The following is a 21,185-nucleotide window of genomic DNA, read 5'->3' as shown; positions in this document are numbered from 1 at the left end:
AATGAGAGGTTCGGCCCGCTTGGGGCTCGTGGGCCCGGCAGGATGGCGATGTCGACTTAGACTCCCGCTGCGTCGATTTATGCGTCGATTCTTGGAGTGAGCGCGAATGTCCGGACGACGGGGCTTCGGCCGGGCCACGCTGGTCGCGGTGGTGGTCGTGCTGGCCTGGTTGGTGATCGGCGCGGTGGCCGGCCCGTACGCCGGGCGGCTTGGTGAGGTCTCCACCAACGACAATGCCGCCTTCCTGCCCACCGACGCCGAGGCGACCCGCGCCCAGGATCTCGCCGGTGGGTTCGTCGACCGGCAGACCACTCCGGCGCTGGTCGTCTACGAGCGGTCGTCGGGGATCACCGACGCCGACCGGCAGCGGGTCGCCGCCGACGCGGCCCGCTTCGCCCGGGTGCCGGGCGTCGTCACTCCGCTGCCGCCGCCGATTCCCAGCGAGGACGGTCAGGCATTACAGGTCGTCGTGCCGGTGGACGATGCCGAGGGTGAGCAGATCGGCGCGGTCGTCCGACAGGTGCGCGACATCGCCGGGGGCGACCGGGACGGGCTCACCGTGGACGTCGCGGGCCCGGCCGGTCTGCTCGCCGACCTGATCGAGGTGTTCTCCGCCATCGACGGGCCGCTGCTGCTCGTCACGCTTGTCGTGGTGCTGGTTATCCTGCTGATCGTCTACCGCAGCCCGGTCCTGTGGGTCTTCCCCCTGCTCGCCGCGGGGATGTCGTACGCCCTCGCCGCGGTCTTCGTCTACCTGCTCGCCGACGCCGACATCGTCAAGCTCAACGGGCAGGCGCAGGGCATCCTCACCGTGCTGGTCTTCGGCGCGGGCACCGACTACGCGCTGCTGCTGATCGCCCGTTATCGGGAGGAGTTGCACCGGCACGACCGGCCGTGGGGCGCGATGCGTGCCGCGTGGCGGGGTGCCGCGCCGGCCATCATCGCGTCCGGCGGCACGGTCATCGTCAGCCTGCTGTGCCTGCTGCTGTCCAGCCTGAACTCCAACCGGGCGCTCGGCCCGGTCGCCGCCATCGGCATCGCCGCCACGCTGCTGGTGATGCTCACCTTCCTGCCCGCGCTGCTGGTGCTGGGCGGTCGGTGGGCGTTCTGGCCCCGGCGTCCCCGGGTGGACCAGGCCGACCCGCAGGCCGAGCATGGCATCTGGAGCCGGATCGCCGGCTTCGTGGCCCGGCACGCCCGCCCGATCTGGTTGAGCACGGCTGTCGTGCTGGCGGTGCTCACGCTCGGCCTCACCCAGCTCGGCGCGACCATTCTCGGTCAGTCCGACCTGTTCACTCAGCGCACCGACTCGGTGGACGGTCAGGAGGTGATCGCCCGGCACTACCCGGCCGGTACCGGCAGCCCGGCGGCCATCTTCACCACCGAGCAGTCCGCGCAGCGGGTGGCCGCAGTAGCGCAGGGTGTGCCCGGGGTGGCTGCCGTCCGCCCGTTCAGCGGCGGCCAGCAGGGCGGGCCGCCGGACGGCAACGCCGCCCCGAAGGTCGTCGACGGTCGGGTGCAACTGGAGGCGACCCTGACCGACCCACCGGACAGTGACGGTGCCGAGCGGACCATCCGTGACCTGCGGGAGGCCGTACACCGGGTGCCCGACGCGGACGCCGTGGTGGGCGGCTTCACCGCGATCAACGTGGACACCTCGGACGCCGCGAAGCGCGACCAGAACGTCATCATCCCGGTGGTGCTGGTGGTCATCGCGGTGATCCTGGCCCTGCTGCTGCGTGCCCTCCTCGCGCCGCTGCTGCTCATCGGCACGGTGCTGCTCAGCTTCGCGGCCACCCTCGGCCTGTGCGCGCTGCTGTTCCGCCACGTCTTCGGCTTTCCTGGCGTGGACTCGTCGTTTCCGCTGTTCGCGTTCGTCTTCCTGGTCGCGCTCGGCATCGACTACAACATCTTCCTGACGAGCCGGGTGCGCGAGGAGTCGGTCAAGCGGGGTACCCGGGCCGGTGTGCTCGCCGGTCTCTCGGTCACCGGCGGGGTGATCACGTCCGCCGGCATCGTGCTCGCGGCGACGTTCTCCGCCCTCGCCGTCCTGCCGCTGGTGGTGCTCGTCGAGTTGGGTACGGCGGTCGCGATCGGGGTACTGATCGACACGATCATCGTCCGGTCGCTGCTGGTGCCCGCGCTCGCGTACGACATCGGGCCGAAGATCTGGTGGCCGGGCCGGTTGTCCCGGACGAACGGCGAGCGGGAGGCGCGCGATGCTGGCTGAGACCGACGTGGTGGTCGTCGGCGGTGGCCTGGCGGGTCTCGCCGCCGCCCGCCGGCTGCACCGCGCGGGCGTGCCCTGGCGGCTGCTGGAGGCGGGTGGCCGGCTGGGGGGTCGGGTCGCCACCGACGTCGTCGACGGGTACCTGATCGACCGCGGTTTCCAGGTGCTCAACACCGCCTACCCGAAGCTCGGCACGCTGCTCGACACGGACCGCCTGAACCTCGGATACTTCACCTCCGGCGTGCTGGTCCGTCGGGGCGACGACCTGCTGCGGCTGGTCAACCCGCTGCGCGAGCCGACCGGCGGCCCGCGTACCGCCCTCGCCGGCGTCGGTTCGTTGCTCGACCGGATCCGCTTCGCCGCGCTCGCCACCGGCGCCGCCACCCTGCCGGCGTCCCGCCTGCTCGCCGCGTCGGAGACCACCACGGAGACGGCGCTGCGCCGGGCCGGTCTCTCCGACGCGATCATCGAGGAGTTGCTGCGGCCGTTCCTGTCCGGTGTGTTCATCGACCGGGAGTTGGCGACCTCCAGCCACGTGTTCGCGATGGTGCTGCGCTCGTTCGCCCGGGGGCGCATCGGCCTGCCCGCCGAGGGGATGGCCGCGCTGCCCCGGGCCATCGCCGAGCCGCTCCCGGTCGACCTGCTCGACCTGGACACGCCGGTAGCGCAGGTCGCGCCCGGCCTGGTCCGCACGCAGGCCGGCGACATCAGCTGCCGGGCCGTCGTGGTCGCCGTCGACCCGCCCGCCGCGGCCGCGCTGCTGCCGGCTCTGACGAGGGTACGGATGCACAGCTACACGACGTACTACCACAGCGCTCCCGAACCGCCGCTTCGCGAGCCGATCCTGCTTGTCGACGGTGACCGTCGGGAGATCGTGGCGAACACGGTGGTGCTCAGCAACGCCGTGCCGACCTACGCCCCGGCCGGCCGGCACCTCGTGGCCACCTCGGTGGTCGGCCCGACGGCCCCGCCCGAACCGACCATCCGGGCCGAGTTGACCCGGCTGTACGGACGATCCACCGCCGACTGGACGCACCTCACCACCGTGTCCGTACCGGACGCGCTGCCCGCCGCCCCACCCCCGCAGGGACGGCTGCGCAAGCCGGTCGCGCTCGGGCAGGGGCTGTTCGTGGCCGGTGACCACCGGGACAGCCCGTCGATCCAGGGCGCTCTCGCCAGCGGTTGGCGTGCCGCCGGCGCGGTCCTCGAGGCCCTGCGCGCCGGCTGACCTCGCGCCTCGAAAGGGGACACCGCAGCCGTAGTTGATCACCTATGATCGCCGCCATGCCCGCCACCCTCCCGGCGCCCACCTTCGACGTCGCCGACGCGTACCCCGAGGTCAGCGACCTGCACAAGGCGCTCGACGCCGCCGACTGGCCCGCGGTGCGGGCGGTGTTCGCGGACCGCGACCCGGACGGCCGCACGCTGCTCGTCGCCGCGGCCGGCGACAAGCCCGGGACCGAGCCGTTCCTACGCCAGGTGTACGACGCGGACCCCACCGACCCGCTCGCCGGGACCCTGCTCGGCAACCACCTCATCCGCGCCGGCTGGCGGATCCGCAGCGGCTACCGGGCCCGGTACGTCAGCCGGGAGCAGTTCGACCAGTTCCACGACCATCTGCGTCGCGCCGAGCGGGTGCTCATCGACGTCACCGCCCGGCACCCCGACGACGCGGCCGCCTGGACCCAGCGCATCACCATCGCCCGAGGTCTGCAACTGGGCCAGAACGAGGCGCGTCGCCGCTACGACCGACTCGCCCAGCACTACCCCCACCACGCGCCCGCCCAGGCGACGCTGCTTCAGCAGCTCTGCCCGAAGTGGAGCGGCGACTGGGACCGCGCCTTCGCCTTCGCCCGCGAGTGCGCGCAGACCGCGCCCGTCGGCGCGCCCAACGCCGTGGTGCTCGCCGAGGCGCACCTGGAACGCTGGCTCGACTTCGACACCGAGCGGGAACGCGCCGCGTACGTGCGCAGCGCCCCCGTCGTGGACGAGATCATGCAGGCCGGGCAGCGGTCCGTGCTGCACCCGGACTTCGTCGACCGGCCCGGCTGGGTCTGGGTCCGCTCGTCGTTCGCGCTGGTGTTCAGCCTCACCGAGCAGTGGTCCGCGGCGGCCAGCCAGTTCAGAGCGCTCGGCAACCTCGGCTCGGAATTCCCCTGGACGTACGCGGACGACGCCGAGGGCTACACGAAGTACCGCGCGAAGGCGTACGCGAAGGGTGGCCAGTCGTGATCCAGCACCTGAACGTGGACGGGGTGCCCACGCTGCTCGCCCCCACCGGTGGACCGATGCGCGCCGGGCTGACCTTCCGGGTCGGCACCGCCGACGAGACCCTCGCCCGCGCCGGCACCACCCACCTCATCGAGCACCTCGCGCTCGCGCCGCTCGGCCTGGCCGACTACCACGTCAACGGCGTGACCGCGCCAGCGTTCACCATGTTCCACACGCAGGGCTCCGAGACCGACATCGCGGCGTTCCTGACCGCCGTCTGCGGGCACCTGTCCGACCTGCCGCTCGCGCGACTCGACGTCGAGAAGGACATCCTGCGCACCGAGTGGAGCAGCCGGGGCGCCGCCGCGATCGACGACATCCCGCTGTGGCGGCACGGGGCCCGCGACTTCGGGCTCAGCAGCTACCCGGAGTGGGGCCTGGGCGCGCTGACCGCCGACGACCTGCGCGAGTGGACGGCCCGCTGGTTCACCCGGGAGAACGCGGTGCTGTGGATCTGCGGCGACCGGGTGCCCGCCGGGCTCCGGCTGCCGCTGCCGACCGGGGTACGCCAGCCGGTCCCGGCGGTCTCGTCGGCGCTGCCGCAGACCCCCGCGTACTTCGTGCACGGCGCCCGAGCCGTGGTGCTCGACGCCGTGGTGCGGCGCAGCGCCGCCGCGGCCGTCTTCGCCGGCGTGCTGGAACGGGAGCTGTACCGGTCGCTGCGCCAGGAATCCGGTCTCTCCTACACCGCCACCACCGGGTACGACCCGCGCGGCGACGGCAACGCCACGCTGCGGGCGCTCGCCGACGCGCTGGCGGAGAAGCAGGACGCCGTTCTCGGCGGCTTCGTCGACGTGCTCGCCAAGCTGCGGGTAGGCCGGATCGAGCAGGCCGACCTGGACGCCACCGTGGCCAAGCGCGAGGACCTGCTCGGCACCGCCGAGGTCGATGCCGCGCGACTTCCCGGGTACGCCCTGAACGTGCTCACCGGGGAACCCAACCTCACCATCGACGAGCACCGGGCCGAGTTGAAGGCCATCAACCTCGCCGACCTGCACGAGGTCGCCGGCGAGGTGATGGGCTCCGCGCTGCTCATGGTGCCGCGAGGGCTCACCGCCGACTGGGCCGGCTTCGTCGCCGCGCCCACCCACTCGACGGAGATCCTGGAAGGCACCGGCTACTCGGCGAAGGAGGGCAACGCCGCCCTGCGGATCGGCGTCGACGGGGTGACCCTGCTCCAGAGCGACAAGCCGCTGACCGTCCGCTACGCCGACTGCGCCGCCATGCTCACCTGGCCCGACGGAGCACGGCAACTGATCGGCGCGGACGCCATCGTGCTGCACATCGAGCCGACGATGTTCCACCTGCACCCGGCGGCGCTCCCGGTCATCGACGCCCAGGTGCCGGCCGACCGGCACATCAGCATGCCGGCACGTACGCCGGACGAGATCCCGCAGCCCTCCGCGCCGGAGAAGCCGGCCCGCGCGCCCGGCGACCGCCCCTGGTGGGAGGTCGCGATGATCGTGGTCAGCGGCGTCGCCGTTCTCGTGGCGGGCGCCGTGAGCCTGCTGGTGACGTACGTCATGGTCGCCGCCGGCACCGAGCCGGGCGAAGAGTGGCTCTGGGGCGTCGTCGTGGCAGGCTGGCTGCTCACTGTTATCCTCGCGTTGCCCATCGTGCTGCTGTGGCGACGGCGGCGGTGATGGGACGGGGCCGCATCGGCGCTGGCCCGTGATCCACCGGGCGGGATAAGATCCGCGCGGTTCCGGGGCGGTAGCTCAGCCGGTTAGAGCAGGGGACTCATAATCCCTCGGTCGCGGGTTCGAGTCCCGCCCGCCCCACCATCAGGAAGGGGCTTGACCTGCTTCTTCTTGCTCTTCTTGCGATCTTTCTCATTCGTCGACTTCGATGAAGATGGCAGCTGTGAGCCCGAGGTGAGCCCGACAGGACGCTTGTCGCCCTGACGGGGCACCAGACGGGCGGCAGCTTCGGCCGCGTCGCGTGCCAGTTCCGGTAGGACCGAGGTGTAGGTGTCGGACGTCAGCGAGATTGACGAGTGGCCCAGCATGTCCTGAACCACCTTCATCTCGGTGCCCGCCGCGAGCGCGATCGTGGCAGCGCCGTGGCGAAGGTCGTGAAGGCGGATCGGCGGCAAGGCGGCCTTGCGTACCAGCCGATCGAAATGGTCGGACAGCCAGTCGGGCTCGATCCACCCGCCGGTCGGACGGCAGAAGAGGCGTCCGCTTTCCACCCACGCCCCACCGGCTTCGTCCCGGGCCTTCTGCTGTCGCTTGAGGTGCCGTTTGATCACTTTGATGCTGGCGGCATCGAGGGCGACGATGCGGTTGCCCGCCTCGCTCTTGGGCTCGCTCTCCTCGATCTCCCCGCGGATCTCGACGAGTTGCGTGGCAACGGTGAGGGTCCTGCCCTTGAGGTCCAGGTCTTCCGGTCGTAGGCCGCACGACTCGCCCCTGCGCAGGCCGCGGAATGTGATCAGGTGGAAGAGCGCGTACAGCTCGTCGTCAGCGATGAAGTCGAGGAACGAGCCCGTCTGCGCAGGGGTCCACACCATCACCGGGGACGGCCGTTCGCCGGTAGCCCGCCAACGCGCGACGCGCTCGTCCGTCCAGACGAGCGCCTTCGGCCGGCGAACCGGGTCGAGCTCCACATGGGCGGCCGGGTTGAAGGAGATCAGCTCCTGCGTGATGGCGTCGTTCAGGGCGGCTCGCAGCGTCGCCTTGATGTGCCGTCGCGTCGAGGGCCCAGTGGTGCGGCGGAACGGTGGCATCTCTGCGATGGCGTCACGAGCCGCGCGGCGACGCTCACGTCCCGTAAACGTCCTCAGCTCCTCGGTCGCGGCCCGCCGTAGGGCGTTCGCTTCCTCGATCTCGATGTTCCGCTCGACGATCGCGTTGAACATCTCGGTCAGGTGAGACACGCGTAGCCGGTCAAGGCGGACGTTACCGATGCGCGGCTTGAGATGGATCCGGATATCCCGTCCATACCGTTCGACGGTATTGCGCCGAATCTTCCGGCCAGCAAGCCACGTGTCGAGCCACTCACCGACGGTGATGCGGACGGTCAACGACTGGCCGCTGCGGAATTTGCGACGCGTCTCATCCAGGTCTGGCAGCGGTCCCCGCTCGGAGGCAACGCTTTCTAGCAGGTCGCCCATCCGCTGGCGACCGTCAAGATCGTCGGCCTCGGGCACGGCCAACAGGGCCCGAATCGCATCCAATTCCGTGTGAGCCTGGGTGGCTGACGCGAAGCCGGACCGGCGGAGGGTTCGCCGGCAGCCGGCGGCATCTGGCGGCAACTCCTGACGGACGCCCCAGGTGCCGTGTCGGCGCTGGCCGAGCTTCGGGCAGGATTGCCCGTACTGCTTGCCGGTCTCCGGATCCCGACAGGCACAGCGACGAAATACTGATCCTCTCAAGGTTCCTCCTTAAGAGAGCGAGGGAAGTGGTACCTATAATGGTACCGCTTCCCTCGGATGGTCTATGGAAGGCGAGCTATGCGACGACGTCGAGCAGTCGAGGCCGCTCAGGGATTGCCGGCGCTCCCAGGCGAGGAGAGGCGCGAGCAACAGGTCAAGATCAGGCTTACCCGCGGTGAGCTCGACCGCCTTGTGGGGATGCGGCCTGATCTCAGCGCTTCGGGGATCGTTGCTCTCCTGGTCGATGACGTGCTTTCCGGACGGCATGCACCCCCGTGGATGCTGAGGTCAGACGACCGGGACGCCGAGTAGTTCGAGGATGCCCGGTACGGGTACGACGTAGCTTCGTCCGACGCGGAGCAGCCGCGCCGGGAACTGTCCGCGCTTCGCGAGGGCGTACGCCTTGCTCCGCCCGATACCGAGGATCGCTCCGGCTGTTTCCACATCCGTCGTCAGGCCGAGAGCGCGGACCGCTTCGACGGTCCATGGGTTCTCAATGGTGCTGTTCATTGCATGTCTCCTGAGGGGTTTCAACGCTCATGCGGTCTGCGGGGCGGCTGCGCGGGAGGCGAAGGTCCAGCAGGTGCGGATGGGGTTGCGGGCGTATTCAATGACGCATCGTCCGCGCCCGCGCTGTGCTTGATACACCGCTGGTCATGCCTCGACCGGTCCACCGTTGACATCCAGGTGGCCGAGAATGTCGGCGTACCACGTTGACGGTGTCGTTCGCCGGTTCGTCGGGCGGAGCGAGTGGTAGGCGCTCCACGCGGCGAAGTCGGCGATCTGGACCCACTGACTGACGCTCGCGTGCCGGAAGTGCGGGTCCTCGATCAGCCGCCGACCACCAGTGGTGAGCGCGCGATGGCTGCGGGCGTAGGCAAGGTTGCTGCCATCGCCGTCCATGACGATCATCCCGAAGCTGTCGCGTACGTCGAGGTCCCGGTTAAGGATCTCCACCAGGCGTCCGTAGAGGTCCAGCTTGTTGTTGTGGAAGCTGCTACCCCGGGCACTTGTCCGGCGGTAGACCGTCCCGACTCCAATGCCTGGTAGGGCGGCAATTGCCCGCAGCCCTTCGCGGATGACCACGAGCCCGTCGCTTCGCTTCCACGTCGGATCCACCGACGGGTGACCGCGACCACCGGCAAGGTCAGTCGCGTGGAGCCGCACTGAGGCTGGGATCCCGTGACGGCGATAGGTCTGGGAGCGGAACCCGAGCCACCGCTTGTCCGCCTCGCTCCAACGAGCTGGGTCGACCGCTATCCAGCTGTATGACGTGTAGCCGCTGGCTTCGCTGCCGGAGTCGTCGACGTAGAAGAGGGCGAAGTTGCAGGTGGTTGGCATGAGAGGGCTCCGTGTACGAGGGCTCAGGGGTGAGGAGGCTTACTAGGAGCCGATGCGGCGGGTCTCTAGCCAGTCGTCGATGTCGCGTTGGCGATAGCGTCGGTACCGCCCGACCTTGTACGACTTCGGTCCCCTGCCCTTGTGGTTGATGAAGTGCAGGGTTTGCTGGGTGATGCCGAGGTAGGTGGCCGCCTCCTGATGGCTCCACAGCCTCGTCCGGCGGTCTACTGCCTCGAAGTCGCTTACCGAATCCATAACTTCCCTTTCGTAAAGTTGTTCTGGCGGCAAGCAACCCTTGATCAACGACTTGCTAGTTGTCAAGTGAGCGAGTAAAACTTACGAACATGACAAGTTCCGAGGCTGCAGCGGATGCAATGCCGGGTGAGATCGTCCGACGCCGGCTGCGCGAGGTGCGGCGCCGACGGAAGCTGAACGCGACTGAGGCGGCCGAGAGGTTCGGCGACCCAACGATGTCCGCGACGGTGTTGATGAATATCGAGGCAGGGCGGCGCCAGACCGAGCCAACTGTCGATGAGCTGATCCGCTTCGCCTACATCCTGGATGTGCCGCCCGCAGCGCTGCTGATGGCCGAAGGCGGCCAGGTGCAGGTCGTCCCCGGCGTTACGGCGGACCCTGGCCGGTTCCGCCGTTGGGTCCTCGGCCAGGAACCCCTCGACGGGGTCGACGAGACTCGCTATCGCGCGGCGGCCAAGCTGCTCAACGACGACGATCACTCGGTAGCGCCGGAGCTCCGCGAGGAGTTCCTGTCGAAGGCTCAGGTGGCCTTCGACGCATTCTTCGCCGACAGCGAGGAGATCCGGCGCAAAACCCGCCAACAGGTCCGAGGCGTGCTGGGTGAGATCCGTGAGGCTGTCGTCTCCGGCACGGACCCAGCCGAGCTCGTGGCAAAAATCGACGAATTCCTGAACCGGCTGGGGTAGCTACGCGTGGCGGGAGGGCACGACGGCGGGACAAGCGCGGCGGACCTGCCGATCCGCAAGCGCGGGACAGGTCCGCGCCGCCGACGCTACCAGTAGCTGTATGCCCTGGCGTAGCTCGTCGGGGGTACTCGTTCGGTGCTGCCGCGGACGACGCCCCCAGCGGCGTCGGCACCGACAGTCACACAGGGTGGCGAGATCTTAACGCGCTCCGCTAGCGTCTCATGTGGAACACCGTCGGTGAGTTGTTGGCCTTGCTGCGGGGGAGGGGGCGGCAGCTGCCGCCCCCTCAACATGACGGAAGGGTGTGAAGCATGGCGTTCGAGGTCGAAGCAAGGACTTTGCACACCGTCGTGAGCGAAGTGCGGGCCATGCGCACCGAGGTCTCCACCGAGATGAGCAATGCCGAGGTGTGTGGCTGAGACGATTTGTCCGTCGCGGCGCCGGTCTGGCAAGGCGGACCGTAGCCGCACCGCGTAGCGAGTCATCAAGGTTCGGGGAGTGCAGTGCGTAGGGGTGAAGGTCGTTGGTCAGTGCTGAGGTCTGCCGTCGCCGCAACGATGGTTGGCACGGTGGTTGCGTCCGGGGTGATGGGCGTGCAGGCACCGGCGCGAGCCGCCGACACGGTACGCGGCCTGCAGTGGTATCTCGACACGCTGAAGATCCCGCAGGCCCACGAGATTACCAAGGGTCGCGGGGTGACCGTCGCCGTCATCGACAGCGGCGTCGACGCGAAGCATCCGGCACTCGCCGGCCAGTTGGCCGGCAGCGCGAGCGTCGTTCCGGCGGGGTCACCGACTGGCTGGGCTGATCGGGACACGAAGGATGGGCACGGCACGTCAATGGCCGGCCTGATCGTGGGGCGAGGCGGCGACCGGAACCGGCAGCTCGGCATCGCACCGGAGGCGAAGGTGCTGCCGATCGCACTGAGTGGCAGCGAGGGCGACGGCGACGACGGCGAGGTAGCGCAGGACATCCGTTGGGCCGCCGACGCCGGAGCCGACGTGATCAGCCTGTCCATCGGCTTCGAGCAGCCGGCCAGCACCCGGATCGTCGAGGCGGTCCAGTACGCCCTGAGTAAGAACGTCGTACTCGTGGCGGCGACTGGCGAGGGCGGTCGGACGGTTGACTCCCCGGCAAACGCGCCTGGGGTGATCGCGGTGAACGCGACAACTCGTTCGGGAGGACTATCCCGCGCCTCGGTCGCTGGATCCGAGGTGGCCCTCGCCGCCCCGGGCGACGACATCATCGCCCCTGTGCCGACGGCGGTCGAGGATAACGGGTATGCGCTTGCCTCGGGCACTAGTCAGGCGACCGCGATCATCGCTGGGCTGGTTGCCCTGGTGCGGGCACGCTACCCGGATCTCGACGGGGCCAATGTGATCAACCGGCTGATCCGGACAGCCAAGGACGCGGGGACGCCGGGTCGGGATCCGGAGTTCGGCTTCGGCGTGGTGGATGTGGTGGCTGCGTTGCAGCGGCCGGTACCCGCCGTGGACGTTAATCCACTGCTGGGCGTCGGTACGCAGTCAGATGGGGCCGCGGCCTCGCCTGAGGGCGAGGAGGACGATCGGCCGGCCGTCGCCATCAAGGTTGAGAACAAGACCGGCCTCATGGTCGTGGGCGTGCTGTGCCTGGCCGTGGTGGTCGGCGCGGTCGTGTTGGCCGTGGTCGCCGCCCGCCGCCGGGGTCGTCGCCGCCGAACCGCGCCGCCGTTCGGCCCGGGGCAGTTCGGGGCGCTGATGGGTGGTCCGGGCTTCCCACCGCCCGGATACGGCCCGCCGGCCGTCCCGCCGCCTGGGTATGGTCCGCCGCCAGCGCGGCCGGGCGCTGCGCAGCATCCCCATCCCTATCAGCCCGGGCCGTATGCCCAACCGGTGCCGCCATACCAGCCGCCTGCGCCGTCACCCGGGCAGCCCGGTGCCGCGCCGCCCGGGCCGGGAGCGGCCCCGCACCAACGCTGACGCACCACTGACCGACCAACGGGGAGGACAGAGATGAGCGACGACAATAACGGCCCGCCGCAGGTGGACGCTTGGACGCGGGTGCCGCCCGGCGCTGCCGACGTGATGCCGGTGGGCAGCCCGCTGCGGCCTATCGCTGAGGTGGCAGCGCACGGGCCGGCCCTGGGCTTGCGTCAGGACGACGTCCGTGCCGGTGCGGGATCGACGCCATCGCAGCTTGTGGGTGGACCGGGTCAGCGGGACGTCACCGAGTGGGAGGCGGACCGTCTGGAGGCGGCCGCTGACAACCTCGAGCAGCATGCCGGCTACCTGCGTCGGCTCGCCGTCCACATGGAGGAGATCAAGGATCTGCTTGGTGGCGCGGCCGCGCTGGCCGAGCCAGGCGGTGCCTTGGGCGGCTTTCCCAAGGCGCTGAGCCTGGCTACCGCCCATCACGGTCTGCACGAGACGACCTCGGAGTCGCTGAAAGCCCTCTCCACCGACCTGTACAGCGCGGCCGATGCGCTACGCGAGGTGAAGCGGAAGTACGACAACGCCGAGGGCGCGAACAAGATGTCGGCGCAGGAGATGCAGCGGGCCTTTGCGGCGGGTCGGCAGTCTGAGCAGGGGAGAGGGGACTGATGTGAGTGCTCTGAGCTGGGAGGACATGGCGCGGCAGGTGCTGGTCGCCGGTCGGCCCGCCGACGTTACCAGCGCCGCGTTGGGCTGGCAGGCGTTGCTGGGCAACATCGACGAGGTGAAACGGTTAGTAGAGGCCGACGTCCGAGGCCTCGGCGAGAGCTGGAAGGGCCCGGCGTACGAGGCGTTTCGCACGCACATGGAAGGTCTGACCAGGCAGGCCGAGGCGATCGCGGACGGTGCCCGGGAACCGGGCAACGGCCGGCAGAGCATCGTGACCGTGCTACAAACCGCCGCGAGCGATCTGGAGCGGGCGCAGACCGCAATGCCGATCCCCCAGGGCTGCGTCGGTGACGTGATGGCGGCCCGCAACGGTGACCTGGTCATCGACGCAGGGCTGTTCGAAGCGAGCGTTCGGGCCGACTTCGCGGGCAGTTGGCCGATGGAGAAGGTCGGCCAGTTCAACGACTGGGTCGGCGAGTTCTTCAACAACAACACCGAGGACGCACGGAAGGCCTACAACCAGGTCAGCGACGAGTACGGGAATCGGGAGCGGGAGGTTCCCGGAAGCGCCGGATCGGACAAGCTCGCTCGGGGCGAACACAGCGGGGTGGATCTGGAAGGTACGACGGGCACCGGCGGTGCAGGTAGGGCACCGGGCCTCGGCGATGGGTCGTCAACTGGCCGCCTTGGCGGTGGACCTTCCCTGGGGGCCGGTGACACCGGCTTCGACGGGGCGGGTTTCGGCTCGGGCGCCCACCCGGACCTCTCCTCCGGCGTCGGCGGCTACGACGGCAGCGCCGGCAATGCCCCTGGCGGCGGCTACGACGGCGGCAGCCACCCCGGTGCCGGCGGTCGGGCCGACGACACTGGCACACGCTTGGCCGGAGCGGGCGGGGGTACGGGCACCCTCACGGGCGTGAGCTCCGGTTTCGGTGGAGGTGGAGGTGGCCTGCCCAGCGCGACCGGCCTGGGCACGGGGGGCGGTGGCCCTGGTGGCTCGGCGGGACTGAACGGGGCCGGCATGGTTCCCGGCGGTGGTGCCCTGGGCCGCCCGGTCAGCCCAGTGCTGCCGCCGATGATGGGCGGCGGGGCTGGTGCCGGTGGTCGGGGTGGATCCGGCGGGGGCAGGGGCGGCAGCACGGGCGCCCGGGCGGCCGGCGGTGGCGTTCGGGGCGGGCTGGCCGGGATGGGCCACGGGCCTGCCGACGGTGAGGAGGAGTCCGCGCACAGCAGTTGGCTGAAGGAAGACGAGGACGTTTGGGGTGTGGACGACGACGGCGGCCCGGACGGCGTCTTGCGCTAAGCCCAGCATCCACGATCGCTACCCACACCGGTGGACGGCACGGCCGTCCGAGGGCTGAGTCCGACGATGGCTGTGCCGGCCTTCGGGCTGACCGCGTTGACGATGAGCCTGCGAATGCGAGGGATCTACTCAGGGCTGACGGACGACCATACTCAATTGTCGCGGCGTGCCCTTCGTTGACTGTGCCCGTGGCTCTTTGCTGTGCGCAAAACTGCTTCGACAACGGGATGATCAACAATGACCCACGGGTACCTACCGCTGGATCATGCGGCTCCAAGGTCCTGCGACACCGAACCCGCTAAAGTTCGAAAGGCCCGAAACGTCGCAACCCCTTTACCGAAGCTGTCATGACAAATTCGGCCGCCAGGCATGTTCCCCGACCAGCCGCTGAATCACCATCGCAGGCAGTAGGTCGACAAAAGTGGATTCATGATGGTGGCGTCGAGATGGGATAGACCTGGTGGGTTGCGTCCATTAGGCTCCCGCCGAGACATGACTTTGGGGGTGCGGCGGTGCGGGACGAGCACGGGGGTGCGTCCGATATCGGCTGGTTACAGGCCGAGGCCAATGATCTGGCAAGGCGGATGGGTCAGGCCCAGGATCCGGCGGCGAGCTACAAGGGCGTCGACTCGCGCGGCGTGGTCACCGTGGCGGTAGACGGCAACGGCTTGGTTCGGGATGTCATCGTTGCGCAGGGCTGGAAGCGCGTCGGTGGAGCGGCCCAGTTGGCGGTCGCAGTGCAGGAAGCGCGCGAAGCGGCCGCGCTGGAGCGGCTGCGGCGGCTCGACGAGAGCCTCGAGGAACAGTTGGACGCCGAGGAAGTCCCGCCTGCTGAATCGGCCGATTCGCCGATCGGGGTCGGTGCCAGCGACGGGTCGATCGACGAGTTGGTTGAATCGTTGTCCACGCAGGCAAGTAGCGCTTCCACGGTGGCGGCACTGCGGGAACTGGTGACCATGTTGGAGGGCGTCGACGCCGACTTGGATGAGCTGGCTCGGCAAGTCTCCGGTCAGCAGAGTCAGCCATACGAGGGGCGCAGCACCGGTGGCCACGTCACCGTCCGTGTTGCCGGTGACGGGGCCGTCCTCGGCGTCGATTACGAATCGCGGTGGCTACGCGGGGCACATGAGTTCAACATCGCTCGGGAGACGCGTGACGCGTTCGAAGCGGCCTATCGAATCGCGGGCACGCAGACGGTGCAGGGACTGTTGCCGGACAGCCGGATAGCTGCGCTGGGACGCCTCGCCGGCGACCCGGTGGAGTTAGCCCGCCGTCTGGGCCTGCACGGCCGATAGACGACGTACTTATTGACGGGGGGTGACGTGGCAACACCGAGCAAGGAAGAGCTTGAAGTCGCGATCGAGGCATTGCGGCAGGGCGGCATGACGTGGCAGCAGAACGCCGAGGTCATGCAAGCCGCCTCGTCGGCGGTGACGGCGCAGAGCCTGGGCTCCTTCGAGTTGTCGGCGCACGCCTCGATCACCGGGCTGGTGGAGACGTACGGGTTGCTGCAGGAAAAGGTGGCGACTCTGTTACGGCAGGGAGCCGACAATTTTGAGGCAATCGGTGCCGCGCTGAAGACTGCGGCCGACGGCTACGAGCAGGACGAGATTGACGAGGTGCACCGCCAGCGCGGCATCTACTGACAATCCCCGACGAGCAGAAGGGCGGTGGGCGATGGTGCCGGGTCCCGGCGAGCAGGAGTTCCGTGAGCTGATCGCGAAGGCCGAGGGCCTACTAAAAAGGGTTCACGACAAGGCGACCGAGATTGTCAACAACGTCAACCGGATCCTCGGTATGGTGCCTGGCTTTGTGGGCAATGGCATCCGCAGCGGAACTGAACGTTTGCTCGGGCTGCTGAACGACATCTACCGCGAACTGGACAAGTACCTCGGCAAGCCTGGGTGGCCACCGGCGCTGCTGAGTAGTGGCAATGAATGGGCAGACCGGGTCGGGGCCCCGGTAAGTGCCACGGCAGGGGCAGCCGACGCAGACCTGTCCCCCATATTGGACGAGTGGAAGGGCGCAGCCGCCGACGCTTACAAACGGATCCTGGGTCCGCAGCAAAAGGCCATTCTGGCTATCAAGAAAGAGTTCAGCGATGTCATCCACAGCGCGCTGACGGCGACAGCTGCCGCCATCGTCATCTGGTGGGGGTCGATCATCGTTGCGCTGGTAGCCCTGGTCGGCGGCCTGATCGCAGCTGCGGGGTCTACCGCAACCGTGTTTGGCGCGCCCGCCGGACCGGTAATCGGAGTCGCCGCTTGCCTGGCCTTCCTGGCGGCCCTGGCTGCCGGTCATGCCACATTACTGGGGGTGACCGCCGTCCAAGACGGCAACCTGCGCGACAAACTCGCCGAATGGGGGGCCTTTGGGGGACAGAGCTGGCCGATCTCCACCGCCAGCAAACTGCAAGACGGCACGCTCAGCGACCCCGGGGTTCCAGACGACACCGACTGGCGGCTGCGGCCATGACAGGAACAAGCGGGCCGACCGGCGTACCGCGGGGGACGAGAGCGCTGACCGTGATCGCGGGGCTGGGCGCCGTCGCGTACTTCCTGTTGCTGGTGTTTGTGGCCTACCTGGCCACGATTCAGGCGGCCAGCGTGCTGGTTCCTCTCGTCGCCGGGAGCGGTCTCGGGCTCGTGGGCTCGCTCGCCGTATTCGCGGCGAACGCGAGGCTGGCAGCCGGGCGGGGCGGTGGGCCAACCCGCGGTCTGTTGTGGGGCTCTGTCGCCTTGACCGCGGTGGGCGCGGCTGCCCTGGTCGCGGTGGGGATCTTCTATCTGATGAGCTCTGACTCGACGGTCGGGCTCATCACGCTCGCTTCGGTCATCCTGCTGCTCGGGCCGCCGATCCTGGCGGCCCTGTCCCTGCCTGCTGCCCGGCGCCGCTGACTCGTATGGAAGGCGTAGCAGTCATCGCGGTGCTCGGCTGCGTCCCCGCTCTCGCGCTCGTGGGGTTGCTCGTCGGGTTGATCGCGTACTCCCGCAGACGCGAACGAGACCGGCGCGATGTGCTCCAACAGTGGGCCATGCAGCATGGGTGGACCGTCGTTCCGGCACCGAACGTCGACTGGGGCAGCCGACTACCGGGCCGTAATCGACGTGGTGTCTCCCTAGCCCTGTTCGGTGCGATTGGCGGCTACCGGGTCAGCGTTGCCGAATACTCCTACACCGAGACCCACACCTCCACCAGCGGCGACGGAATGGGCGGCACGACCACAACCACGTCCAGTCACAGCCATCCCTACGTCGTAATTGTGGTCCACCTCGACGAGCCTCATCCCGCGATCTCTGTACAGCCACGCACCGCCGTCTCCCGAATTGGTCAAGTCCTGTTCGGCGACGCCGGGCCCATGACCGGCGACCAGAACTTTGACAAGCACTACCGGGTGGCTGGCGATCCGGTAGCCGTGGGGCAGTTTATCGGGCCTGCCTTACGAGCCGAACACCTCGCTGGCACCGTGCCACTCTGGGCCCTGCACCAGACAGAGTTGATGACCTACCGGCCTGGCCGAATCGACAGCCCGCACCAGATCCCCAACTTGGCCGCATCCTTGATCCGCGTAGCTGCCCTGCTGAGGGTGAAAGATCAGCGGAAGTTGTGAGGCGGTCCTCCCCAGCGACGATGGACGACCCCACAAGCTGCGTCGAAGGCCGCCGCAAAGTTCCTATCTCGATCGCGGAGCAGGAACCGGTGTAGGGGTGAGTATCTGCTGTTCCCCCATGCCCGCCAAGCCGCGCGGATCCGCCGTAAACGCCACCGCCCAGGTACGAAGACCTGGGCAACCGAGATCGTCTACGCGATCACCGACCTACCCACCCACCGAGCCCGACCCGCCGAGATCGCCACCTGGGCCCGCGAACACTGGAACAGCGTGCACTGGATCCGCGACGCCACCTTCGGCGAGGACGCCAGCCAGATCCGCACCCGCAACACCCCCGCCGTCATGGCCGCCCTACGCGACATCGTCCGCAGCACCATCCGCCTCGCAGGCTGAGCGAACACCACCAGCGCACCCCGCGCCCACACCATCCCCGACACAGCCTTCAACCTTCACGGCATTTCATGATCATCCGGATATTTAAGGACTACTGCGGAGCCCTGCCTCGACCGAAGCCTGGCCGGGCCACGGTCGCAGGTCAATGAAACAAGTAGCCGATGGGGGACGCTCGGACTGGGCTGGCGGCCCGGATTGCTCAGACTTCCTGTTTACGCCTGACCGAAAGGAGTTTCGCGCCTCGCCGGTCCAGCCGATCTATGAGATCATGCATATCGTGAACGAAGAGGAGCGCCGCTTCCATGATCACAGTTCGACCCAGATTGCTCAGGTGGTGCGCCGGCTTCTGCCTCTAGTCGACGCGATCACTCGGCGCAAATCACCATCGATGGACGAAGTTCACGCGGACTATCGCCTTATTGCCTGCATGGTCGCGCTTGCGCGTCAACGCGAGTCGCTACTTGCTGCGATTAAATTGTCCGAGGATACTTTGGGGCATCTTGCTGTCGGCTTCATCCGTCCTGCTTGCGAAGAATATCTTTGGCTGAAGTATCTCACGTCGCTTGAATGCAAGGATTCGAATGACGTCCTTTTGGTTCTGGCTAGCTCAGACGCATTGCGGTCCTTGTCGGCGGCACGTGGATACATCGGCGACCCCATGCTCAACAAGCTAGGATTTCCAACAAGCTTTCTGTCAACGACACAAGCGGGGCTCGATTCGGCGCGCGAACGGCTAGCGGCACTGAGGCAACGCTTGGCCTGGGACGGCAAGAGTGGTCCAACGGCCAGGTGGCTTGCAGCAAGAGTTGGTGAGGTCCGACTGTATGACTATCTCTATGCCGCCTCCAGCAGGGCCGTGCATTTTTCTGCCGGTGAAGTGTTTCGTCGGACTTGGTTTGATATCGATGGTACGGTTTCGGTTGAGGATGCCGATCACAGGATATATTTGAGCGACTTCGCGCTGTATCAGCTCGTAGACTTGGCAATAAGGACGTTTGTCGTTGCGGCAGACTGGCTAGCGAATTCCTCGAACGACGAATCTGGTGACCAAGAATTCAGCGAAGAAATTCTTAAGCCGCTGGAGGAATTCAATCGACTTCCCCAGGTGCCGCTAATTATTGCGAAGGAGTACGAGATCGCTTGGGGTGCTGGCCTGCAAGGATGGGGCCCAAAAGGGCGGCGTCTATAATCGTGCGGCAGGTTCGTATCTCATTTTCGAGAATTGCCGCAGTCTGATTTTTATGTGGCTTGCCTACTGTCTAATCCGGGCGCTGCGGCGGGTGCGTCGTCGCCTTGATCCATGACAAGCGGTGGTCAGCCGCGCGCGGGTCACGGTCGATCAGCAGATTTCGCGCTTGCCCGCGGTCAGCCCCCGCGTCGCTGGGCGTGCCACCACGTGCCGGTCGGTCGGATGCCGTCGAGACCGCCTCGCCCTACGCCAGCCTGGCCAGCCGCCTCACCTAACTGGCTCCGCCGCCAGTGAGCCGCAGCCGGGTGAGAACATCGGCGATCTCCTGGGTCTCCTCGTGGTCCGGTCCGTTGACCAGACAGAGATCCTCGTGTAGCGGTACCAACTCGGCCACCGCCTGCTCGACGTTGCCCTCGGAGAGCAGCAGCCTGCAGATGTTGCGGCGCAGCTCCAGTGCGTCAGATGACACGTCCCCCTCAGAGGCCCGAACGTGGGTGAGCACCTGCCGGAATTGTCGCAGCGCCGTGGTGGCCTGGCCCAGCTCCGCCCGGCAGTGCGCTGCCTGCCGGAGGCAAGCCAGCGCATCGTCACCGGTCGGCCCTCCGGTGCGCGCGAAGGCCGAATACAGCGCATCAAACTCCGGCAGAGCCTGACGGAAGTCGCCACCGATGACGAGGATGGCCGCTCGGCGCTGGCGCAGGGCAAGGACACGAGAGTTTTCGACGCCAAGTGCGGCTGCCGCGGGTTCGATAACCTGCTGCAGCGCTTCCGCTGCCTGGGCGTAGCGCTCATCGGCGAGCAGGTCGTTGGAGTGCGACACCGCTCCGTTGATCGCTCCCCGTAGGTCCGTGGCCGGCACCGCGTCCGCCAGCGGCTGATGCGGGATGGGGCGGTCGTGCGGACCGGCCTCAGGTGGGGTCTTCGGTCGCGGTCGTGGCGGGTTGGGGCGGCGGTACAGGAGCGTAGGGTCCGGCACGCCGACCGGTCCGAGTCCGACCGTTGAAGGGCGTGGCCCCGGCTCAGGAAGGAACGGCAGCAACCGCTCGTAGACGTCGTACGCGTCCCGGGGACGCTGCTCGGGAACCTTGGCGGTGAGCGCCAGAACCAACTGTTCCAGAGCTTCGGGTACTTCCGGGCGTACCTTGCGCAGCGGCATTGGCGCTTCGTAGACGTGCTGCTGCATCAGCTCGAACTCGTTACCACCGTCGAAGACCGTCTTGCCGATGAGCAGCTCGTGCAGCACGCAGCCAAGGGCGTACAGATCGCTCTGCGGGGTGATCTGCGCGCCCTGGATCTGTTCTGGGGGCATGTAGTGGTGCGTGCCAATGACACTGCCGGTGACGGTGAGACGGGTGACATCGGTGCGGAGGATGGCGGCGATCCCAAAGTCGAGCACCTTGACCGCGCCGGTGTCGGACACGAGGACGTTGTCGGGCTTCAGATCCCGGTGAACGACCGGGATGGCGTGGGCGTGGGAGAGGACGGTGCAGATCTGCGCGGCTACCGCGACCGCCCAGTCGACGGGCAACGGGCGGAGGGGGTTGATGTAGGCGCGTAGCGAGGTGCCGCGGACGTATTCCATGACGAGGTAGACGCGGTCGTAGGAGCTGTCGAGCACCGCGTCGTACACCTGGGGGACGCCGTGGTGTTGGATGCGGGCGGTGACGCGCGCCTCGCGCCGGAAGCGCTTGGCGAACTCCTCGGCCTGCTCGGGGGAGGCGACGACGTCCGCGCGGATCAGCTTGATGGCGACCTCACGGTCGAGGACCCCGTCGTAGCCGCGCCAGACCTGCCCCATCCCGCCGGAATTGATTTCGTCGACCAGCTCGTACCGGCCGGCGATCGGCTCTGCCCGCACTGTCACCTCCCGCACCGTGGCTGCCCTGCGCGGCCAGTGTCCCGGTTGGACCATGACTCGTCCAGGGGCGGGGGGGGGGGGGGGCCCCCCC

General features: G+C 68.2%; 19 protein-coding genes, 1 tRNA gene and 1 pseudogene. 16 read left to right on the top strand and 5 right to left on the bottom strand.

The genetic code is table 11. The features are described 5' to 3' along the window. Positions 1 to 106: 106 nt before the first annotated feature. From AB0J36_RS21345 to AB0J36_RS21325, 5 genes are all read left to right on the top strand, one after another. The gene (locus AB0J36_RS21345; protein ID WP_357132286.1) at positions 107 to 2,230 is read left to right on the top strand and encodes an MMPL family transporter; all 2,124 of its coding nucleotides are present in this window, start codon (positions 107 to 109) and stop codon (positions 2,228 to 2,230) included. After that, complete coding sequence (locus tag AB0J36_RS21340; RefSeq protein WP_357132289.1) at positions 2,220 to 3,458, top strand: FAD-dependent oxidoreductase; 1,239 nt, start codon at positions 2,220 to 2,222, stop codon at positions 3,456 to 3,458. Before AB0J36_RS21345 ends, AB0J36_RS21340 begins: the two co-directional genes overlap by 11 nt. A gap of 56 nt (positions 3,459 to 3,514) precedes the next feature. Continuing rightward, a complete protein-coding gene (locus AB0J36_RS21335) occupies positions 3,515 to 4,462 on the top strand; it encodes a hypothetical protein (protein ID WP_363661035.1) in 948 nt (315 codons plus the stop codon). After that, positions 4,459 to 6,144 carry an insulinase family protein gene (locus AB0J36_RS21330; protein ID WP_363661034.1) on the top strand — a complete coding sequence of 562 codons (1,686 nt, stop codon included), beginning with the start codon at positions 4,459 to 4,461 and terminating at the stop codon, positions 6,142 to 6,144. Before AB0J36_RS21335 ends, AB0J36_RS21330 begins: the two co-directional genes overlap by 4 nt. Before the next feature lie 64 nt (positions 6,145 to 6,208). Beyond that, positions 6,209 to 6,285 (top strand) — tRNA-Ile (locus tag AB0J36_RS21325). A 230-nt stretch (positions 6,286 to 6,515) separates the two neighbouring features. Here AB0J36_RS21325 and AB0J36_RS21320 read toward each other — a convergent pair. The 4 genes and pseudogenes from AB0J36_RS21320 to AB0J36_RS21305 form a co-directional block, all read right to left on the bottom strand. Further along, positions 6,516 to 7,616: pseudogene (locus AB0J36_RS21320) on the bottom strand (site-specific integrase); the annotation flags it as partial. Positions 7,617 to 8,165: 549 nt separating this feature from the next. Next, positions 8,166 to 8,387 (bottom strand): helix-turn-helix domain-containing protein, encoded by a 222-nt coding sequence (locus tag AB0J36_RS21315; protein WP_124778306.1) that lies wholly within the window; start codon positions 8,385 to 8,387, stop codon positions 8,166 to 8,168. A 144-nt stretch (positions 8,388 to 8,531) separates the two neighbouring features. After that, positions 8,532 to 9,218 carry a DUF3800 domain-containing protein gene (locus AB0J36_RS21310; RefSeq protein ID WP_357398470.1) on the bottom strand — a complete coding sequence of 229 codons (687 nt, stop codon included), beginning with the start codon at positions 9,216 to 9,218 and terminating at the stop codon, positions 8,532 to 8,534. Between the two features lie 42 nt (positions 9,219 to 9,260). After that, positions 9,261 to 9,473, bottom strand: coding sequence for a helix-turn-helix domain-containing protein (locus AB0J36_RS21305; protein WP_124778304.1), 213 nt, complete (start codon positions 9,471 to 9,473; stop codon positions 9,261 to 9,263). Positions 9,474 to 9,562: 89 nt separating this feature from the next. On the opposite strand from AB0J36_RS21305, the gene AB0J36_RS21300 reads away from it, so the two are divergent. The 11 genes from AB0J36_RS21300 to AB0J36_RS21250 all read left to right on the top strand — a co-directional run bounded on the left by AB0J36_RS21300 (position 9,563) and on the right by AB0J36_RS21250 (position 19,236). Next, on the top strand, positions 9,563 to 10,159 hold the full coding sequence (locus AB0J36_RS21300) for a helix-turn-helix domain-containing protein (protein ID WP_363661033.1): 597 nt from the start codon (positions 9,563 to 9,565) through the stop codon (positions 10,157 to 10,159). A gap of 593 nt (positions 10,160 to 10,752) precedes the next feature. After that, a complete protein-coding gene (locus AB0J36_RS21295; RefSeq protein WP_363661032.1) occupies positions 10,753 to 12,120 on the top strand; it encodes a S8 family serine peptidase in 1,368 nt (455 codons plus the stop codon). 33 nt (positions 12,121 to 12,153) lie between these two features. Beyond that, the gene (locus AB0J36_RS21290; protein ID WP_357398479.1) at positions 12,154 to 12,741 is read left to right on the top strand and encodes a hypothetical protein; all 588 of its coding nucleotides are present in this window, start codon (positions 12,154 to 12,156) and stop codon (positions 12,739 to 12,741) included. A gap of 1 nt (position 12,742) precedes the next feature. After that, positions 12,743 to 14,044, top strand: coding sequence for a hypothetical protein (locus AB0J36_RS21285; protein WP_363661031.1), 1,302 nt, complete (start codon positions 12,743 to 12,745; stop codon positions 14,042 to 14,044). A gap of 512 nt (positions 14,045 to 14,556) precedes the next feature. Next, positions 14,557 to 15,339: a hypothetical protein gene (locus AB0J36_RS21280; protein WP_357398483.1), complete on the top strand. Its 783-nt coding sequence runs from the start codon at positions 14,557 to 14,559 to the stop codon at positions 15,337 to 15,339. A 27-nt stretch (positions 15,340 to 15,366) separates the two neighbouring features. Next, positions 15,367 to 15,690 (top strand): hypothetical protein, encoded by a 324-nt coding sequence (locus AB0J36_RS21275; protein WP_357398485.1) that lies wholly within the window; start codon positions 15,367 to 15,369, stop codon positions 15,688 to 15,690. Positions 15,691 to 15,721: 31 nt separating this feature from the next. After that, complete coding sequence (locus AB0J36_RS21270) at positions 15,722 to 16,519, top strand: hypothetical protein (protein WP_363661030.1); 798 nt, start codon at positions 15,722 to 15,724, stop codon at positions 16,517 to 16,519. A 50-nt stretch (positions 16,520 to 16,569) separates the two neighbouring features. Next, a complete protein-coding gene (locus AB0J36_RS21265) occupies positions 16,570 to 16,941 on the top strand; it encodes a hypothetical protein (protein ID WP_363661029.1) in 372 nt (123 codons plus the stop codon). A 5-nt stretch (positions 16,942 to 16,946) separates the two neighbouring features. Then, positions 16,947 to 17,654 (top strand): hypothetical protein, encoded by a 708-nt coding sequence (locus AB0J36_RS21260; protein WP_363661028.1) that lies wholly within the window; start codon positions 16,947 to 16,949, stop codon positions 17,652 to 17,654. A 270-nt stretch (positions 17,655 to 17,924) separates the two neighbouring features. Next, positions 17,925 to 18,047, top strand: a complete 123-nt coding sequence (locus AB0J36_RS21255) for a hypothetical protein (RefSeq protein WP_363661027.1) — start codon at positions 17,925 to 17,927, stop codon at positions 18,045 to 18,047. Between the two features lie 277 nt (positions 18,048 to 18,324). Then, positions 18,325 to 19,236 carry a DUF5677 domain-containing protein gene (locus AB0J36_RS21250; protein ID WP_363661026.1) on the top strand — a complete coding sequence of 304 codons (912 nt, stop codon included), beginning with the start codon at positions 18,325 to 18,327 and terminating at the stop codon, positions 19,234 to 19,236. A gap of 271 nt (positions 19,237 to 19,507) precedes the next feature. On the opposite strand, the gene AB0J36_RS21245 is transcribed toward AB0J36_RS21250, so the two are convergent. Further along, positions 19,508 to 21,100 carry a serine/threonine-protein kinase gene (locus AB0J36_RS21245; RefSeq protein ID WP_363661025.1) on the bottom strand — a complete coding sequence of 531 codons (1,593 nt, stop codon included), beginning with the start codon at positions 21,098 to 21,100 and terminating at the stop codon, positions 19,508 to 19,510. Positions 21,101 to 21,185: the final 85 nt, after the last annotated feature.

It is taken from the genome of Micromonospora sp. NPDC049662 (assembly GCF_040675055.1).
Lineage (GTDB): Bacteria > Actinomycetota > Actinomycetes > Mycobacteriales > Micromonosporaceae > Micromonospora.
Note: the sequence above shows the minus strand (reverse complement) of the source record. Positions and strands in the feature narration are given on the sequence as shown.

Bases quoted from the DNA above. Each gene is read 5' to 3' on its own strand.
- AB0J36_RS21345 (WP_357132286.1), top strand. From the start codon at position 107: ATGTCCGGACGACGGGGCTTCGGCCGGGCCACGCTGGTCGCGGTGGTG.
- AB0J36_RS21340 (WP_357132289.1), top strand. From the start codon at position 2,220: ATGCTGGCTGAGACCGACGTGGTGGTCGTCGGCGGTGGCCTGGCGGGT.
- AB0J36_RS21335 (WP_363661035.1), top strand. From the start codon at position 3,515: ATGCCCGCCACCCTCCCGGCGCCCACCTTCGACGTCGCCGACGCGTAC.
- AB0J36_RS21315 (WP_124778306.1), bottom strand. From the start codon at position 8,387: ATGAACAGCACCATTGAGAACCCATGGACCGTCGAAGCGGTCCGCGCT.
- AB0J36_RS21310 (WP_357398470.1), bottom strand. From the start codon at position 9,218: ATGCCAACCACCTGCAACTTCGCCCTCTTCTACGTCGACGACTCCGGC.
- AB0J36_RS21305 (WP_124778304.1), bottom strand. From the start codon at position 9,473: ATGGATTCGGTAAGCGACTTCGAGGCAGTAGACCGCCGGACGAGGCTG.
- AB0J36_RS21300 (WP_363661033.1), top strand. From the start codon at position 9,563: ATGACAAGTTCCGAGGCTGCAGCGGATGCAATGCCGGGTGAGATCGTC.
- AB0J36_RS21290 (WP_357398479.1), top strand. From the start codon at position 12,154: ATGAGCGACGACAATAACGGCCCGCCGCAGGTGGACGCTTGGACGCGG.
- AB0J36_RS21270 (WP_363661030.1), top strand. From the start codon at position 15,722: ATGGTGCCGGGTCCCGGCGAGCAGGAGTTCCGTGAGCTGATCGCGAAG.
- AB0J36_RS21260 (WP_363661028.1), top strand. From the start codon at position 16,947: ATGGAAGGCGTAGCAGTCATCGCGGTGCTCGGCTGCGTCCCCGCTCTC.